This is a genomic window from Sphingobium sp. KCTC 72723, from assembly GCF_014280435.1.
Lineage (GTDB): Bacteria > Pseudomonadota > Alphaproteobacteria > Sphingomonadales > Sphingomonadaceae > Sphingobium.
Genome location: NZ_CP060388.1, coordinates 1,252,738 through 1,270,642 on the forward strand (window position 1 = coordinate 1,252,738; position 17,905 = coordinate 1,270,642).

Sequence of the window (17,905 nt, forward strand, 5' to 3'; positions counted from 1 at the left end):
TTAGACCACGGTAAATGGTGGTTAATTTCCGGTTGTCCCGGTGCGGGACAGGCTTGACCGTATCAGGTGAATAATACAGCATGGTCGAACCAATGAATGATCCGCTTGCCCCCGCTCCCCTATCCCCGGCCCCCCGCGAATTTGGGGCAGGGCCGCCCAGCGCCTTTGCCCCGCCCACCCCATGGCGGCGGCGAGTCCAGATTTTCGGCTGGATCGTAGCGGCATTCCTCGCGCTGCTGATGGTCATTATCGCCTGGCTGGCGGTGACTGCGCCATTGTCCAGGTCGTTGAAGCCAATCGCGCCGCCCAGCGTCAGCCTGATGTCGGCGGACGGGCATCTGATCGCCCGGCGTGGCGCGGTGATCGACAAGCCGGTGACGATGGCGGAACTGCCCGCCCATGTCCCGCAAGCCTTCATGGCGATAGAGGATCGTCGCTTTCCGACCCATTGGGGCGTCGATCCGCGCGGTATTGCCCGTGCCATGTGGCACAATATCCGGTCCGATGGTTCGTCGCAGGGCGGCAGCACGATCACCCAGCAACTGGCCAAGGGCGTGTTCCTGTCCAGCGACCGCACCTTTGGCCGCAAGGCGCGCGAGGCGATGATCGCTGTATGGCTGGAGGCATGGCTGACCAAGGACCAGATCATGGAACGCTATTTGTCGAACGTCTATTTCGGCGATAATGTCTATGGCCTGCGCGCCGCCGCCCGCCATTATTTCAACCGTTCGCCCGACCGACTGACCATCCCGCAGGCCGCAATGCTGGCGGGATTGCTCAAGGCGCCATCCCGCCTTGCCCCCACCAGCAATCTGAAGGGCGCACGCACCCGCGCCGCGCTGGTGACGCAGGCGATGGTGGACGCCGGCTATATCACGCAGGCGGAGCGCAATGCCCTGCCCCCCGCGCGCCTGAACGTGCATGAAACCCCCGATGCGACGACCGGCACCTATTTCGCCGACTGGGTGCTGCCGCAGGCGCGCGACCGTGCCGGTGCAGTCTATGGCGCGCAGGAGGTTGCGACGACGCTCGACTGGCGTATCCAGCGCCTGGCCGAAGCGGCGATCCGCCGTGCGCCGCTGGGCGGCGCGCAGGCTGCGCTGGTGGCGATGAAGCCGGACGGCAGCGTCGTCGCCATGGTCGGCGGCAAAAATTACAAGACCAGCGCCTTCAACCGCGCGGTGCAGGCCAAGCGCCAGCCCGGATCGACCTTCAAACTCTTCGTCTATCTCGCCGCCTTCCGCGCCGGGATGACGCCCGAAGATATGATCGACGACACGCCGATCATCACCGGCACATATCGCCCGGCCAATCATGGCCGCAAATATCGGGGCCGCATCACGCTGCGTCAGGCATTCGCGGCTTCGAGCAATGTGGCTGCGGTCCGCCTGACCCAGAAGGTCGGCGTGGACAATGTCATCAAGGTGGCCCGCGACCTGGGCGTCACTGCGCCTTTGACCGAAGATCTCAGCCTGGCGCTCGGCACGTCTGAGATTCCTCTGGTGGAACTGGCCGAAGCCTATGCGTCAGTTGCGGCGGGTGCCTATCCCGTCCTTGCCCACGGCCTGCCGCCCGAAGAACAGGGCTGGTTTCAGAAGCTGATGCAGCGCCAGCGCGCGTTCGACGATGACGAACTGGAAATGATCCGCGACCTGCTCTCCTCCGCCGCCAATCGCGGCACGGGCAGCGCGGCGGCGCTGCGCACCAGCACGTTCGGCAAGACAGGCACGACGCAGGACAGCCGCGACGCGATCTTCGTGGGCTATGCGGGCGGACTGGTGACGGCGGTGTGGATCGGCAATGACGACAACACGCCCCTTCCCGGTGGCGCAGCAGGCGGTGGCATCCCCGCGCGCATCTGGCGCAATTTCATGGGCGGCGCGATCAACGAAGCGGTCGAGGACGCACCGGAAGAAACGCAGGACGCCGATCTGGTCAACGCTATCGCCAACGTCACGGTGGAAACGGGGGTCGGCAATGTCGGCGTGGGCGTGGACGAAGGCGGGATGACCGTGAATATCGGCGGCAACCAGTTGCGCATTCCGACCGATCAGCCGATCCCCGGCCTGCCCCCCATCACCCCCCCGCCGCGCATGGCACCCACTACCCCGCCAGAGGAAGGTGATCCACCGCTATAGGCTTGTTAAACCGCCTGCCCGGCGGCCCATCCACTGGCCCAGGCCCATTGGAAATTATAGCCGCCCAGCCATCCGGTCACGTCCACCGCCTCCCCAATCGCATAGAGGCCCGGCACCTTGGCCGCTTCCATCGTGCGCGACGACAGGCCTGCCGTCGCGATGCCGCCGACGGTGACTTCGGCCTTGGCATAGCCTTCGGTCCCGGTCGGTTCGAACGGCCAGTCGGCCAGTTGCGCGCCGACCTGCCGCAACACTTTGTCCGACAGCGCCACCAATTCCCCCTGCACGCCGATCCGCTCCAGCAGCGCATCGGCCAGCCGCTCGGTCAGCGCCTGCGCCAACAGCTTGCGCAGCGATACGCGCGGCCGATCCCGCTTTTCCGCCAGCAGCCAGTCGGGCGCACGGTCGGGCAGGAAATTCACATGGATAGGGGTGCGATGCTGCCAGTAGCTGCTGATCTGCAACATCGCCGGACCCGACAGTCCGCGATGGGTGAACAGCGCCGCTTCACGGAAACGAGTCTTGTTCCAGCGCACCTCCACGTCCGCCGACACGCCCGAAAGCGCCTGAAACAAGACTTCCTCCAGCCCCAGCGTAAACGGCACCAGCGCCGGGCGCGGCTGAATGATGGCCAGACCAAATTGGCGCGCGACATCATAGGCAAAGCCGGTCGCTCCCATTTTCGGGATCGACGGCCCGCCCGTCGCCAGCACCAAAGCCGGCGCACGATGGGGAACGCCGCCGATCGCCACGCGATACAGGCCATCGCCATGGGTTATGTCGGTCACTGACTGCCCCAGCGCCATGGTCACGCCGCCGATGCTACATTCTTCGTCCAGCATCGCGACGATCTGCTTGGCCGACCCGTCGCAAAACAACTGCCCCAGCGTCTTTTCATGCCAGGCGATGCCGTAGCGATCGACCAGTGCGATAAAATCCTGCGCACTATAACGCCCCAGCGCCGATTTGGCGAAATGCGGGTTGGTCGAGAGGTAACGATCCGCATTGGTGTGGATATTGGTGAAATTGCACCGCCCACCGCCGGAAATCAGGATTTTCTTGCCTTGGCTGTCGGCATGATCGACCAGCAGCACCCGCTTGCCCCGCTGCCCGGCGGTGGCCGCGCACATCAACCCAGCCGCACCCGCGCCCAACACGATCACGTCCCAATCGGCCATCACCGTCCCCGCTTCAGGCGGACGACCGCTTCGTCCAGTGCAGACAGGAAACGCGATCGGTCATTCTTGCCGAACGGCGGCGGCCCGCCAATCTGGTCGCCGCCCGCCCGCAAATCCGCCATGATCGCGCGCGTCGCGATGGCCGCGCCAATGGAACTGAGCGTGAAGGGCTTGCCATTGGGTGCGATCACCACAGCGCCCGCTTTCAGGCATCGGTCGGCCAGCAATATGTCGGCGGTAATACACACCGCGCCCGCGTCCGCCCGCTCCGCGATCCAGTCATCCGCCGCATCGAATCCGTCGCTCACCACGACCCGGTCGAGCAATGGATGGGCTGGGATGCGGATCGGACTGTTGCTCACGATCGTCACGGGGACTTCATGCCGCCAGGCGACCTTATAGACCTCCTCCTTCACGGGGCAGGCATCGGCATCGACCAATATCTTCATGTTCCGCCCGATAGGCTGCCCGGCCGCGCGAAACAATGCCCCGCCTTATTTCGCCCGGTGTCATTCGCCGCCTTCACCCCGCCGTCATCCTGCCCTACATGGGTCGGGATGAGCGCCCCCCTGTATAACAAAGACATATTGCGGCTTGCCGCCAGCATCCCCCACCACGCCCGCCTGCCAGACCCGCAGGCGAGTGTGGAGAAACGCTCGCCCACCTGCGGATCGCGGGTGACGGTGGACGTGCAGATGGCCGACGGCCGCCTCGCGGAAATGGGACTGGACGTAAAGGCCTGCGCCCTTGGGCAGGCTTCCGCCGCGCTGATGGCAGGGCAGGCGATCGGCATGAGCGCGGCTGAACTGGCCGATGCGCGCGACCGCCTGACCGCCTATCTGTCGGGCGCGAGCGACGATCTGGATTTCTGGCCGGGCCTTGCCGTTTTGGCCCCGGCGCGCGGCTACCCCGCACGTCACGCGTCGATCCGCCTGGGTTTCGAAGCGATTGCCGAAGCCGCCCGGATGGCAGACGCCTGATGCAGACCGCGCAATCCGCACCCGTCAGCGCCACCGAAATATTGCTGTCCGACGGCGTCATCCTGCTGGGTGCCGCTGTCCTGTTCGTCATATTGTTTCGCCGCTTCGGCCTTGGCGCTGTGCTGGGCTATCTGGTCGCGGGCGCGCTGGTCGGGCCGCAGGGGCTGGGACTGGTCGGCGGCGGCGAATCGAAACTCGCCATCGCCGAAATCGGCATCGTCCTGCTGCTGTTCCTCGTCGGGCTGGAACTGCATCCCGCCCGGCTCTGGCGGTTGAAGCGCGACATTTTCGCGCTTGGTCTGGCGCAGGTCGTGCTGTGCGGCTGCGTGCTGACCGCGATCATCTTCTATTTCACAGGGTTCAGCTGGGGTGCGGCAATCGCGCTTGGCCTGCCGCTGGCGCTGTCCTCCACGGCTCAGGTGCTGCCGGGCCTCAAATCCAGTGGCCGCATCAATTCGCCCTTTGGTGAGAAGGTGTTTTCGATCCTGTTGTTTCAGGATCTCTCGATCGTTCCACTCATCACCATCGTCGCCGCCCTGTCGCGCAATCCCGCCGATGCCGGGGGACCGCCCGGCTGGATGATGGCGGGCTATACCGTCGCGGCGATTGCGGGGCTTGTGCTGGCGGGCCGCTTCATCCTGCGCCCCCTGCTGGCGCTGGTCGGGCGGTTGGGCGAGCGGGAATTGTTCGTCACGGTCGGCCTGTTCACTGTGCTGGCGTCCGCCGCGCTGATGCACAGCCTGCATCTGTCGACGGCGCTGGGCGCATTCGTTGCCGGTGTGATGCTGGCCGATTCGCCCTACCGGCATGAGATCGAGGCGGATGTCGAACCATTCCGATCGATCCTGCTTGGCCTGTTCTTCCTCGCGGTCGGCATGGTACTGGACCTGCGCGCCGTCGCCGACAATCCGCTGTTCGTCCTGTCGATGGCGATCATGCTGGTGGCGACCAAAGCCGCGATCATCACTGGCCTTGCCCGCCTGTTCGGCATGGACTGGCGACCGGCGCTGGGTGCTGGCCTGCTGCTCAGCCAGGGCGGCGAATTCGGTTTCGTCCTGTTCGCGCAGGCGCAGGGCGCACTATTGATCGCGCCGCAGGCCGCCAGCCTGTTCAGCGCCATCGTCACTTTTTCCATGGCGACCACGCCATTCCTGATGCTGTTCGCCCGCAAGTTCGAATTTGCCCAGCCCAAGAACGGGTCCGACTTGCCCGACCCGGACGAGGCGCCACGCGGCACCGCCATCATCGTGGGCTATGGCCGCTTCGGGCAGACGGTCGCGCAAATGTTGATGGGCCATGGCTTTGGCGTTGTCCTGATCGACAAGAAGCCTGCGCAGATCGAAGTGTCGAGCCGGTTCGACATGAAAGTCTATTATGGCGACGGCACGCGCATCGACCTGCTTCATCGGGCGGGTGCCGACGAAGCGCGCCTGATCGCCTTCTGCATCGACGATCCCTCGCTCGACTCGCACATGCTCCAACCCATCGCCAATGCCTTTCCACAGGCCGCCCTGATGGTCCGCGCTTTCGACCGGCGGCAAGTGCTGGCATTGCAGGACATGGATCTGGCCGGCGTCGTCCGCGAAGTCTATGAATCGGCCATCTGCATGGGGGTTCAGGCGATGCAGTCCCTTGGCGTCTCCAATGAAGAAGTTGAGGAAGTCGAACGGCAATATCGCGCCAATGACGGTCAGCGCATGGCGCTTCAGATCGAACATGGCACATTGCTGGCGGCCAAAGACCTGATGTTCCGCCCCGGTCAGGCCATGCGCCTGCTCAGCCGTGGCGATGGAGACAAAGCATGATCGCGATTCTCGCCTGCCTGTCGGCAGCATTGGCCATCGGCGCGGGCGCATTCGGCGCGCACGGCGTGACCAGCCCCAAAGCCGTCGAATGGCTGCGCACCGGCGGGCTATATCAACTGATCCATGCCGTGGCGGCGCTGGCGATCATGGGCGTGGCGCGCGGTGCGGCGGCATTGATGCTCGGCGGCGCGGCGATCTTTGCCGCGACGCTGTATGCCATGGCGCTGGGCGCTCCCAAATGGCTGGGCGCGATCACGCCGATCGGTGGCGTGCTGATGATCGCGGCGTGGCTATGGGCGGCATGGACCTTCGGGCAGCGCTGACAGCACGCCCTTGCCCCCGACCCTGCGCACGCCTAGACGTGGCATCATGGCCCATGACCATCATCACCATCAGGAACCGACCGGCACGAAACTGGCCGATGCCGCGCAAGCCACGCTGGTCGCGCAGAACGAGCAATGGACGCCCATGCGCGCGGCTATTTTCGACGCGCTGGCAGCGGAGGAAAAGCCCGCATCCGCCTATGACATTGCCGACACCGTATCGAAGGCACGGGGCAAGCGCGTCGCGCCCAATAGCGTCTATCGCATCCTCGACCTGTTCGTGACGAACAATATCGCGATGCGGGTGGAAAGCGCCAACGCCTACATCGCCAACGCGCATCCCGGTTGTCACCATGACTGCATCTTCCTGGTGTGCCGCACCTGCAAGCAGGCAACTCATGTCGATGACGACAAGGTGACAGGCGACGTCCGGGCGGTGGCCGAACATGAAGGATTCCGGGCCGAACGCCCAGTGATCGAGATTTTAGGCACTTGCGCGAAATGCGCGGCCTGACGCTGCCGTTGCGCTTCGCTGTGGAACGGCCTAGCGCCCTAACGAGTCTATGTCTGTCATGAACACACCCCCGCAAACCCCGCTGCTGGACCAGGTCGTCTGGCCATCGGACCTTCGCACCCTCAAGCCGGATCAGCTGACTCAGTTGGCCGACGAATTGCGACAGGAAGTGATTTCGGCCGTCGGCGTGACCGGCGGTCATCTGGGTTCGGGTCTGGGTGTCGTGGAATTGACCACCGCTATCCATTATGTATTCGACACGCCGCGCGACAAGCTGGTGTGGGATGTTGGCCATCAATGCTATCCGCACAAAATCTTGACCGGCCGGCGCGACCGCATCCGCACCCTGCGCATGGGTGGCGGCCTGTCGGGCTTCACCAAGCGGACCGAATCCGAATATGATCCCTTTGGCGCAGCGCATAGCTCGACCTCGATCAGCGCAGCGCTGGGCTTTGCCATCGCGAACAAGATGCAGGATCGTCCGGGCAAGGGCATTGCCGTGATCGGCGACGGTGCCATGTCTGCGGGCATGGCCTATGAAGCGATGAACAATGCGCAGGCAGCGGGCAATCGGCTGGTCGTCATCCTCAACGACAATGACATGTCGATCGCCCCGCCAGTAGGTGGCCTGTCCGCCTATCTCGCGCGGATCGTGTCCAGTCGTGAATTTTTGTCCGTACGCGATGCGTTCAAGCGCCTCGCCCGCAAACTGCCCGGCCCACTGCACAAGGCGGCGCGCAAGACCGACGAATTTGCGCGCGGCATGGCGATGGGCGGCACTTTGTTCGAGGAACTGGGCTTCTATTATGTCGGCCCGGTCGACGGCCATAATCTGGACCAGTTGATCCCGGTGCTGGAAAATGTCCGTGACGCCGCAGAAGGTCCATGCCTGGTCCATGTCGTCACGCAAAAGGGCAAGGGCTACGCCCCCGCCGAAGCGGCTGCCGACAAATATCATGGCGTCCAGAAATTCGACGTCGTCACTGGTACGCAGGCCAAGGCACCCCCAGGCCCGCCCAGCTACACCAATGTCTTTGCCCAGGCGCTGATCGCCGAAGCGCAGCGCGACCCGACTGTCTGCGCCATTACGGCGGCCATGCCGTCCGGCACTGGCCTCGACAAGTTCGCAACTGCCTTCCCCGACCGCATTTTCGACGTCGGCATCGCCGAACAACATGCCGTAACGTTCGCGGCGGGCTTGGCGGCCGAAGGGATGCGTCCTTTCTGCGCGATCTACTCCACCTTCCTGCAACGCGCCTATGATCAGGTCGTGCATGACGTGGCGATCCAGAATTTGCCAGTGCGCTTCGCCATCGACCGCGCGGGTTTGGTCGGAGCGGACGGATCGACTCACGCGGGCAGCTTCGATGTCACCTATCTTGCCACGCTGCCCAACATGGTGGTGATGGCGGCGGCGGACGAAGCCGAACTCGTCCATATGGTCCACACCTGCGCCGTCCATGACAGCGGGCCGATCGCGCTGCGCTACCCGCGCGGCAACGGCACCGGCGTGGACATGCCCGTGGTCCCCGAACGGCTGGAAATCGGCAAGGGTCGCATCGTGCGCGACGGGCGGCAAGTCGCCATACTTTCGCTCGGCACCCGGTTGGAGGAAGCGTTGAAGGCGGCAGAAGTGCTGGAAGCGCGCGGCCTGTCCACCACCGTCGCCGACCTGCGCTTCGCCAAGCCGCTGGACGAAGCGATGATCCGCAAGCTGCTGGCGACTCACGAAGTCGCCGTGACGATCGAAGAAGGCGCGATCGGCGGTTTCGGCGCGCATGTGCTGACGCTGGCCAGCGACCTGGGCCTGACCGACGCGGGCCTGAAAATCCGCACCATGCGCCTGCCCGACATGTTTCAGGATCAGGACAAGCCGGAAAAACAATATGCCGACGCCCGGCTGGACGCCGACGCCATCGTCGACACCGTGCTGACGGCCTTGCGCCACAATAGCGCGGGGCTGGGCGCGGAAGCGCGCGCCTGAAGGTCGCCCGGAACCAAAGTCTCGGCTCTGCGTCCTAGCCCGACCGGGGTAAAAGGAGGGGCAATTGCGGGACAAACGGCGTGCGGCGCGGGCATATTTTCTGGCGGCGCTGCTGCTGACGACTGCCTGTCAGGACAAGGTAGCGGACGTTGCCCCGCCCCGCGCGCATGATCCGGTTCCGATGCCGCGCGAACGGTCGCTGATTGCGGTGCCGATCGACGCCGACGCATCCTCTTTGCGTCAAGCGATAGAGGATGCGATCCCACGCACGCTCTGGACCATCAATCAGCGCTCGCCCCGCTGTATCGCCCCGCAGCGGGTCAAAATTTTTGGCGAAGAGTTGAAAGTCACCCCGCCCATCGGCTGCACCATCGTCGGCACCGTCACGCGCGGCCCGGTGTCGTTGCAGGGCGAAGGCCGCGACATCATCGCCAACATTCCCATTCACGCCCGCATCAGCGCGCGCGATGTGGGTGGCGTGCTGAAGGGCGAAACCGCAACCGGATCGGCCAATGTGCAGGCGCGCATCGCCATTGACCTGTCACGCGACTGGCAGCCGCGCGGCACGGTGCGACTCCATTATGACTGGACCACCCCGCCCGGCATTGATTTTCTGGGCCAGCGCATCCGCTTCACGCAGCAGGCGGACGAAAAACTGCGCCCCATCGTCCGGCGGCTGGAACGTACCTTGCCGCAGGAACTGGCCAAGATGAACCTGCGTGCCGATGCGGAACGACTGTGGCGGCAGGCGTTCGTGACCTTGCAAGTGAACGAAAAAAATCCGCCCGTGTGGATGCGGATCACGCCTGCGAAAATATTCTATAATGGTTATACCATGCGCGGCCGCACGATCCGCCTTGATCTGGGCATGGAGGCAACGACCGAAACATTCGTGGGTGATCGCCCCGCCAATCCGGCCCCCACGCCCCTGCCCCCGCTCGACCGGGCGCAGACGGGCGACAGCCTGAGTTTTTTCATCCCCGTGACCGCCCAATATAAGCAACTCGAACCCGTCATCGCCCGCGCCCTGAAAAAACGGGCAATGCGGCCCATCACTTTACCGGGCATTGGCGAAGTAGCCGTGCAATTCGACAAGGTGAGCTGTTACGGCACGGATGGCGGGCGGATCGCGGTGGGCGTGGATATCGAAGCGCGTCCGCTATCGGCGGGCAGCACCGAAACGCATGGCCGCATCTGGCTGGCGGCGCGTCCGGTCAATGCGCCCAACTCACCCACGGTCAGCTTTGCCGATCCAGTCATCAGCGGCGATACCGATGGCGTCGGCGGCGACATGCTGCTGACGATCGGCCAGAGTCCGGGCTTTTCCAACCTGATCGCAACCGCGCTGACGCAGAATTTCGCAAAGGATATTGCGGAATTGAAAGGGAAAATCAGCCGGGCGATCGACATGAAGCGCGAGGGCGACTTCGTTATTCATGCCAAGGTGGGCCGGTTCGAAACCGGGCAAATCCATGCCTATGGCCAGGGTCTGCACTTGCCCGTCCGCGCGACGGGCAAGGCACAGATCAGCTATCGACCGCTATAATTACTGCTGGGGCGCTGCCGCAGGCGGCACGGCGGCGCGCGCATCCTGACCATCGCCTTCGGGCGCGGCGATGATGTCGCGGGTCACGGCGCCCTTGTCCACGACTTCGGTGCCGGGGTCGCCCGCCGACGAACGGATGCCAGCCGCTGCACTGGCACGGCCAGCCTGCGTCAGCGTCGCACTTTCCGTCGCGCTGCGCTGCGCCGGGCCACCGAACATCGCTTCCATTGCGGCCTTGCTCGAATCGACGGCAGCCGCCGAAGGCGTGCCGGGTGCGGGCGGGACCAGCGCGAAATCGGGCGGGATGACCAGGGGTGCCTGACGCGAGACGGCGAATTCGTCGGGACGCTCACGGTTGAACAGGCCACCGCCGCCGCCACAGGCCGACAGGGTGGAAAGCAGACCAGCGGCGAGGATCATTTTACGCATTACTTCAAAGTCTCCGTCTTTGCGCTCTTCTCGCGCAGCAGCAGCGCCCGCGCAAGCAGGATCAGCACCCCGATGGTGATCGCTGCGTCGGCCAGGTTGAAAATCAGGAAGGGCCGCCATTCGCCAAAGTGCAGGTCGGCATAGTCGATGACGAAGCCCAGCCGCATCCTGTCGACGATATTGCCGATCGCCCCGCCCAGCACCAGGCCGAGCGCCGCAACGTCCTGCCGCGCCTTTTCCCGCCACATCCACACGCCGACAAACCCGGCGATCAATATGGTCATGCCCACCAGCGCCCAGCGCATCAGGTCCGTGTCGGCGTGGAAGAAGCCCATCGAAACACCGCGATTTTCCAGCCAGCGCAGGCGGAAAAACGGCAATATCTCAATCCCCGCATCCGCCCGGCTTTGCAGCGCAAGCGGATAGGTGACGCTATATTTGACGAGTTGGTCGAGCGCGAGCGTCACGATGGCGACGGTCAGGCCCAGCGGGCGGTGATTGACGCTCATCCCTGCAACACCGTGTCGCAACGGTCGCACAGCGCGCCGTCGTCGGTCACTTCGGGCAGCAGACGCCAGCAGCGGCCGCATTTATGCCAGTCGCTGGGTTTGACGATGATGCCGTCGCCTACCCCCATTTCGAGGCGGGCAACAATAGCGATTTCGGCGAAGTTCACACCGTCGCTGGGGACCAGTTCTCCCATGGTCACGTCGGCTTCCAGACTGGATCGGACGATCTTTTCACGGCGCAGCGGTTCGATCGCTTCGTTCACTTCCTCACGCTTGGCGCGCAGGTTGGTCCATTTGTCGCCCAGCCCGGTGTCGATCCACTTCGCATCGACTTCCGGCCATTCGAGGAAATGGACGCTATCTTCGTCACTTGGGAAGCGACTTTGCCATACTTCCTCAGCAGTGAAGGGGATGATCGGCGCGGCGTAGCGGACCAGCGCGTGGAACAGCGTGTCGAGCAGGGTGCGATAGGCGCGACGCTTGGGGTCGGACTTCGCATCGCAATAGAGGCAGTCCTTGCGGATGTCGAAGAAGAAGGCTGACAGGTCGCTATTGGCGAAGTCGAACAATGCGCGGGTATAACGGGAAAATTCCAGCCAGTTGTCGCTTGCCGCTGCCTTGTCCACGACGGAGCGCAGTTCCGCGTCCAGTTCGGCCAGCCGGTGGAGCATATAGCGCTCCAGTTCCGGCATGTCGGCGGGCGCGACACGCTCATCCTCAGAGAAATCGGAAAGCGCGCCCAGCATATAGCGGAAAGTATTGCGCAATTTCCGATATGCGTCGGACGATCCGGCCAGCACTTCCTTCCCGATCCGCACGTCATCGAAATAATCGGTGCTGGCGACCCAGACGCGCAAAATGTCCGCGCCGCTTTCACCCATGATCTTGAGCGGATCGACCACATTGCCCAGCGATTTGGACATTTTGCGGCCCGTGCCGTCGAGCGCGAAGCCGTGGGTCAGCACCGCGTCATAAGGCGCGCGGCCGCGCGTGCCGCAGCTTTCGAGCAGTGAGGACTGAAACCAGCCGCGATGTTGGTCGGATCCTTCCAGATACAGATCGGCGCGCGCGTCGGGACCATAACGGCCTTCGACCACGAAACTGTGGGTGGAGCCGCTGTCGAACCAGACGTCGAGAATGTCGTTCACGACTTCATAGTCGTTGAGGTCATAATCGGGACCGAGCAGGCTTGCATGATCCGCGCCGAACCATGCGTCCGCGCCAGCGCCCTTGAACGCTTCGATGATGCGAGCATTGACTGCCGGATCAACCAGATATTGCCCACTCTTGCGATGAACATAGAGCGCGATCGGCACGCCCCATGCGCGCTGGCGCGAGATGACCCAGTCGGGACGCCCTTCGACCATGGAACGGATGCGGTTGGTGGAGCGCTCCGGCACCCAACGGGTCTGGGCGATGGCGTCGAGCGCGATTTCGCGCAGGGTTGCGCCGTTGCCTTGAAGCCCCTCTCCTTCAGGGGAGGGGTTGGGGTGGGGGGTATCGTCAAGTGCGGTGCCATTCGGCAAGCCCCCACCCCCGGCCCCTCCCCTGAAGGAGAGGGGAGAAGAAGGCCTATCCATCGGGATGAACCATTGCGGGGTGCAGCGATAGATGATCCGCGCCTTCGACCGCCAGCTATGGGGATAGCTGTGGCGGAAGTCGCTGGCGGAGAGCAGCGCGCCTGCCGCGCGCAGATCGGTGCAGATCGGGCCATCGACGCCGTTGAACTTGGTGTTGATGACGCTGCCCTGCCCGGCCAGCCATTCCCAGTCGTCGCGATAGAAGCCCGCATCGTTGACCGCGAACACCGGGTCGATACCCAGCTTCTTGCAGGCGATGAAATCTTCCTCGCCATGGTCGGGCGCCATATGGACGAGGCCTGTGCCTGCGTCGGTCGTGACATGGTCGGCCGGGAGCAGCGGGCGAGGCTTGGCGAAGAAGCCGCCGAGCGCGTGCATGGGGTGGCGTGCGATGGCACCTGCTAGGTCAGTGCCTTTGCCTTCCCACAATATTTTGAAGGAGTTAAACTCCTCGTCACCAAACATTGGCAAACCGAGAGGGCCATTGCTGCGAAGTCGGCCAAAGAATGAACGCCAAAGAGCAGGACTGATGAGATATTTCCGACTTTCACAGCTCTCAAACTGGACAGCGACAACTGCGTACTCAATCTCTTCCCCATAAGCGATCGCCTGATTAACCGGGATCGTCCAGGGCGTCGTCGTCCAGATCACCGCATGAGCGCCGACCAATTCCGGCGCATTCGGCGCGCTAACAATCTCGAACGCCACGTCGATCTGCGTCGACGTCACATCCTCATATTCAACTTCGGCTTCGGCCAGAGCGGTCTTTTCGACCGGGGACCACATCACCGGCTTCGCGCCGCGATACAGTTGCCCGCTCTCCGCGAATTTCAGCAATTCGCCGACGATGGTCGCTTCGGCGTCGAACTTCATGGTCAGGTAGGGATCGGCCCAATCGCCCATCACGCCCAGACGCTTGAACTGTTCCTTCTGCACGCCCACCCAGCGGTCGGCATAGGCGCGGCATTGGGCGCGAAATTCCTGCGCAGGCACTTCGTCCTTGTTCAGCTTCTTCTTGCGATATTCTTCCTCGATCTTCCATTCGATCGGCAGGCCGTGGCAGTCCCAGCCCGGCACATAGGGCGCGTCCTTGCCCAGCAGGCTTTGCGAGCGGACGATGATGTCCTTCAACACCTTGTTCATCGCATGGCCCATATGAATGTCGCCATTGGCGTAGGGCGGGCCGTCATGCAGGATGAAGCGGGTGCGACCGGCGCGCTTTTCGCGCAGCTTGCCATACAGGTCCATCGCCTCCCACTTGGCGGCGATCGCGGGTTCCTTCTGCGCCAGACCCGCCTTCATCGGGAAGTCGGTTACAGGCAGGAAAACGGTGGACTTATAGTCGGGCTGATCGGTCATAATGGGTCCGGTATCAAATAATGTCCGTTCGCCCTGAGCGCAGTCGAAGGGGTTGCCTGAACGCAGTGAAGGCACTTCGCGCCGCTCAGTAGAAGGCTTCGACTTCGCTCAGCCCGAACGGGTGAGAAAATATGTCCGGCCATTAGGCGAGGTAGGGCGTTCCCGCAAGGATTTGCCGCGCATCGTCACAGTCCCGCGCGATCTGCGCCATCAGCGGGTCGAGGCCGTCATATTTCGCTTCGGGCCGCAGATAGGCGATCATCTGCACCGCGATCTGCTGGTCATACAGGCTTTCGGCGAAATCAAAGAAATGCGGCTCCATCAATTCCTTTGGCGGATCGAAACTGGGGCGGATGCCAAGGTTCGCCGCGCCGTCCAGCACCCGCCCGTCGGGCAAAATCCCGCGCACCGCATAAATGCCATAGGCAGGCCGCAGATAGCTGCCCATGTCGATATTGGCCGTGGGAAAGCCGATGGTGCGGCCCAGCTTGTCGCCATGCTGCACCACGCCCGCAATCGCGAAAGGCCGGGTGAGCAGCCGGGTCGCGGTGGCGCAATCCCCGGCCTTGAGCGCGTCGCGAATGCGGCTGGATGAAATGCCCTGCCCGCTTTCATCGCATACCGGCGGCACGGCCTGCGCCGCCATGCCCAGCGCGCGCAGCGTGTCCACCGTGCCGCTGCGCCCCTTGCCAAAAGTGAAATCTTCGCCCGTCACGACCATGGCGACGCCCATATCATCGCGCAGCAGCGCAACAAATCCGGCCGCGTCGAGCGCCGCGAGTTCAGGCGTGAAGGCAAACACCAGCATCGCGTCGGCACCCGCCGCGGCAAATAACGCCTGCCGTTGGTCCAGCGTCGTCAGGCGAAAGGGCGGCGTGTCGGGGCGGAACAGGCGCATGGGATGCGGGTCGAACGTGGCGACTATGACCGGACGGCCTTGCGCGCGGGCGTGCGCTATCGCACGGTCCACCACCGCCTGATGGCCCGCATGAAAGCCGTCGAAATTGCCAAGCGCCATGACCGCCCCGCGCAGATGCGCAGGAACCGGGGCGCTGCTGAAAAGCCGCTCCATGCGCCGCGCTATAGGGGGCATGGCGCGTCAGGGCAATGCAGCGTCCCGGCTCTTTACGTTACCCGCGCAGGAAGGCGATCAGGTCACCATTCAAGCGGTCCGGCACAGTCGCAAACAGGCCATGGGGTTCGCCGTCATATTCGATCCATTGTGCGCCCGCGATACCCGCCGCAGCTGCCCGGCCGCTGGGGTCGATCGGCACCGTCTTGTCCGCGCTGCCATGAATGACCAGCGTGGGCATGGTGAAGCTGGCAAGGTCAGGGCGGAAATCGGTGCGGCCGAACGCATCGACGCAGGCGATCGTGGCGATCGGGCTGGCCATCAGGCCCAGCGCGAAACTCCAGTCGAGCAGTCCCTTGCTAACCGGACTGGTGACCCAGCCGACGCCGTAGAAATCCTTGGCGAATGACTGGAGAAAATCGAAGCGATCCTTGCGGATATCCTCCTGCATCCCGGCGAAGACATGCTCCTCCACGCCATCGGGATTGTCATCGGTCTTGAGCAGATAAGGCACGACCGACGATACCAGCACAGCGCGATCAATGCGTGCCGCGCCATGGCGGGTCAGGTATCGCGCAATCTCGCCCCCGCCCATCGAAAAGCCGACCAGGCTGACGCGCGGCAGGCCCAGATGGGCGATCAGGTCGGCCAGATCATCGGCGAATATGTCATAGGTGTAGCCGGTCGCCGGATGGCTGCTATGGCCAAAGCCGCGCCGGTCATAGGTGATGACCTGATGCCCCGCCTCCACCAGCGCGACGACCTGATATTCCCACATGTCGCCGGTCAGCGGCCAGCCATGGATCAGGATGGCGGGCGGGCCTTCGCCAGCGACCTTGTAATGGATATGCGCGCCGTCGCGGGTGTCTAACATGGGCATGGGGCAGTCCTCTTCTATGGGGACTGGCTTAACCCTTTGGCGTGGCGGCCTGTTCCGGGGCGATGCGACGAAGGGACACGAAACTATAGGCGGGCCGCCCGTCCTGCGCGCCATGGGCCTGCCGCGCCGTTTCGGTCCAGTGCGCCGGGTCGGGATAGGCGATGGCGGCGTCGCCCTGCGCCTCTACATGCACTTCCGTCAATTCGATCCGATCGGCGCGGTCCATGAACAGGCGATATATTTCTGCGCCGCCGATGATCATCACCGTGGGTGCGTCGGCCAGCGCCAGTGCAGCATCTACATCATGCGCGACTTCCGCGCCCTGCCCGCGCCACACACGGTCGCGGGTCAACACGATATGGCGGCGGCCGGGCAACAGGCCGGGCAGGCTGTCGAACGTCTTGCGCCCCATGATCATGGGATGGCCCAGCGTCAGCGCCTTGAAATGCTTGAGGTCGGCGGGCAGTCGCCAGGGCAGGTCGCCGTCCCGACCGATCACGCCATTGTCGGCGCGGGCGAGGACCAGCACGATCTCGCTCATAGCGTCAGCCGCGTGACATGCCCCATCTTGCGACCGGGCCGCGCTTCATGCTTGCCATAGAGGTGCAGATGACTGGCCGGGTCGGACAGGATGGCCAGCCAATCATGCGCGTCGTCGCCGATCAGGTTGCGCATCTCCACCCCGCGCGCCGCCAGCCCGGTATCGCCAAGGGGCAGGCCACACACCGCGCGGACATGATTTTCGAACTGGCTGGTGAGCGCACCCTCGATCGTCCCATGGCCGCTATTATGGACGCGCGGCGCCATTTCGTTGAACACCGGGCCATCGGCACTGGCGAAAAATTCGCAGGTCAGCACGCCCACATAATCGAGCGCGTCGGCAATTTTTTGCGCCAGCGCGCGGGCGGCGGGCACCTGTCCCTCGATCAGCGGCCCGGCAGGCGTAGTCGACGTGCTGAGGATGCCGTTGACATGAACGTTGGCGGCGCTGTCCCAAAAGCGCACCTGCCCGTCCGCGCCACGCACCAATATGACCGAAAATTCCTCGGCAAAGGTGACAAAGCCTTCCAGAATCGCGCTTTGGCGTCCGATGGCGTTCCATGCGCCGACGGCATCGCCCGGCTCGTTGAGCCGCGCCTGACCCTTGCCGTCATAGCCCATGCGGTTGGTTTTCAGGATCGCGCGGCTGCCCACCTGCTCGATCGCGCTTTCCAGATCGTCCAGATTTTCGACCGGGGCGAAGGGCGCGGTCAGGCCACCCAAATCACAGACGAACCGCTTTTCCGCCAGCCTGTCCTGCGCCACGCGCAACGCCTGCGCACCGGGGCGCACCAGCGTCTTTGCCGCCAGCATTTCAACCGCCGCCGGGTCGATATTCTCAAATTCGTAAGTGACGACATCCACGCCCTGCGCGAACGCAGCCAGCGCATCCGCGTCGGCATATTCGCCCCGTGTCCAGCCCGCGCATATATCCGCCGCCGGGCCGCTCTCCTCCGGCGCATAGATGACGGTGCGATAGCCCAGTTGCGCAGCGGCCAACGCAATCATCCGGCCAAGCTGGCCGCCGCCAAGAATGCCGATGGTCGAACCGGGCGCGATCGTCGTCAT

General features: G+C 64.0%; 16 protein-coding genes. 7 read left to right on the top strand and 9 right to left on the bottom strand.

Annotated elements, in window-relative coordinates; genetic code table 11:
- Window positions 1–80: 80 nt before the first annotated feature.
- Window positions 81–2,138: a transglycosylase domain-containing protein gene (locus tag SPBM01_RS06200; protein ID WP_188064482.1), complete on the top strand. Its 2,058-nt coding sequence runs from the start codon at window positions 81–83 to the stop codon at window positions 2,136–2,138.
- A 5-nt stretch (window positions 2,139–2,143) separates the two neighbouring features.
- Here SPBM01_RS06200 and SPBM01_RS06205 read toward each other — a convergent pair whose 3' ends face one another.
- Together SPBM01_RS06205 and SPBM01_RS06210 are read right to left on the bottom strand one after the other, a co-directional pair.
- Window positions 2,144–3,316 carry an NAD(P)/FAD-dependent oxidoreductase gene (locus SPBM01_RS06205; RefSeq protein WP_188064483.1) on the bottom strand — a complete coding sequence of 391 codons (1,173 nt, stop codon included), beginning with the start codon at window positions 3,314–3,316 and terminating at the stop codon, window positions 2,144–2,146.
- A complete protein-coding gene (locus SPBM01_RS06210) occupies window positions 3,316–3,765 on the bottom strand; it encodes a YaiI/YqxD family protein (RefSeq protein WP_188064484.1) in 450 nt (149 codons plus the stop codon). The genes SPBM01_RS06205 and SPBM01_RS06210 overlap by 1 nt, the downstream gene beginning before the upstream one ends.
- Window positions 3,766–3,873: 108 nt before the next feature.
- On the opposite strand from SPBM01_RS06210, the gene SPBM01_RS06215 reads away from it, so the two are divergent.
- The 6 genes from SPBM01_RS06215 (at window position 3,874) to SPBM01_RS06240 (ending at window position 10,468) form a co-directional block, all read left to right on the top strand.
- Complete coding sequence (locus SPBM01_RS06215) at window positions 3,874–4,296, top strand: iron-sulfur cluster assembly scaffold protein (RefSeq protein WP_188064485.1); 423 nt, start codon at window positions 3,874–3,876, stop codon at window positions 4,294–4,296.
- Window positions 4,296–6,101 (top strand): cation:proton antiporter, encoded by a 1,806-nt coding sequence (locus tag SPBM01_RS06220; RefSeq protein ID WP_188064486.1) that lies wholly within the window; start codon window positions 4,296–4,298, stop codon window positions 6,099–6,101. Before SPBM01_RS06215 ends, SPBM01_RS06220 begins: the two co-directional genes overlap by 1 nt.
- A complete protein-coding gene (locus SPBM01_RS06225) occupies window positions 6,098–6,424 on the top strand; it encodes a DUF423 domain-containing protein (protein ID WP_188064487.1) in 327 nt (108 codons plus the stop codon). Before SPBM01_RS06220 ends, SPBM01_RS06225 begins: the two co-directional genes overlap by 4 nt.
- Before the next feature lie 46 nt (window positions 6,425–6,470).
- Window positions 6,471–6,938, top strand: a complete 468-nt coding sequence (locus tag SPBM01_RS06230) for a Fur family transcriptional regulator (RefSeq protein ID WP_188064488.1) — start codon at window positions 6,471–6,473, stop codon at window positions 6,936–6,938.
- Window positions 6,939–6,987: 49 nt separating this feature from the next.
- On the top strand, window positions 6,988–8,922 hold the full coding sequence (gene dxs / locus SPBM01_RS06235; protein ID WP_410483027.1) for a 1-deoxy-D-xylulose-5-phosphate synthase: 1,935 nt from the start codon (window positions 6,988–6,990) through the stop codon (window positions 8,920–8,922).
- Between the two features lie 64 nt (window positions 8,923–8,986).
- Window positions 8,987–10,468 carry a DUF4403 family protein gene (locus SPBM01_RS06240; protein ID WP_262504343.1) on the top strand — a complete coding sequence of 494 codons (1,482 nt, stop codon included), beginning with the start codon at window positions 8,987–8,989 and terminating at the stop codon, window positions 10,466–10,468.
- Here the strand turns inward: SPBM01_RS06240 and SPBM01_RS06245 are convergent, their stop codons facing one another.
- The 7 genes from SPBM01_RS06245 to SPBM01_RS06275 all read right to left on the bottom strand — a co-directional run bounded on the left by SPBM01_RS06245 (window position 10,469) and on the right by SPBM01_RS06275 (window position 17,905).
- Window positions 10,469–10,897: a DUF3035 domain-containing protein gene (locus SPBM01_RS06245; protein WP_188064490.1), complete on the bottom strand. Its 429-nt coding sequence runs from the start codon at window positions 10,895–10,897 to the stop codon at window positions 10,469–10,471. It abuts the gene before it with no gap.
- Entirely contained in the window at window positions 10,897–11,406 is a 510-nt protein-coding gene (lspA, locus tag SPBM01_RS06250; RefSeq protein ID WP_188064491.1) for a signal peptidase II, read from the bottom strand. The genes SPBM01_RS06245 and lspA overlap by 1 nt, the downstream gene beginning before the upstream one ends.
- Complete coding sequence (ileS, locus tag SPBM01_RS06255; RefSeq protein WP_188064492.1) at window positions 11,403–14,345, bottom strand: isoleucine--tRNA ligase; 2,943 nt, start codon at window positions 14,343–14,345, stop codon at window positions 11,403–11,405. Before ileS ends, lspA begins: the two co-directional genes overlap by 4 nt.
- Before the next feature lie 142 nt (window positions 14,346–14,487).
- On the bottom strand, window positions 14,488–15,417 hold the full coding sequence (locus SPBM01_RS06260; protein WP_188064493.1) for a bifunctional riboflavin kinase/FAD synthetase: 930 nt from the start codon (window positions 15,415–15,417) through the stop codon (window positions 14,488–14,490).
- A 58-nt stretch (window positions 15,418–15,475) separates the two neighbouring features.
- The gene (locus tag SPBM01_RS06265) at window positions 15,476–16,297 is read right to left on the bottom strand and encodes an alpha/beta fold hydrolase (RefSeq protein WP_188064494.1); all 822 of its coding nucleotides are present in this window, start codon (window positions 16,295–16,297) and stop codon (window positions 15,476–15,478) included.
- A gap of 28 nt (window positions 16,298–16,325) precedes the next feature.
- The gene (locus SPBM01_RS06270; protein ID WP_188064495.1) at window positions 16,326–16,838 is read right to left on the bottom strand and encodes a dihydrofolate reductase; all 513 of its coding nucleotides are present in this window, start codon (window positions 16,836–16,838) and stop codon (window positions 16,326–16,328) included.
- Window positions 16,835–17,905, bottom strand: a complete 1,071-nt coding sequence (locus SPBM01_RS06275) for a 5-(carboxyamino)imidazole ribonucleotide synthase (RefSeq protein ID WP_188064496.1) — start codon at window positions 17,903–17,905, stop codon at window positions 16,835–16,837. The genes SPBM01_RS06270 and SPBM01_RS06275 overlap by 4 nt, the downstream gene beginning before the upstream one ends.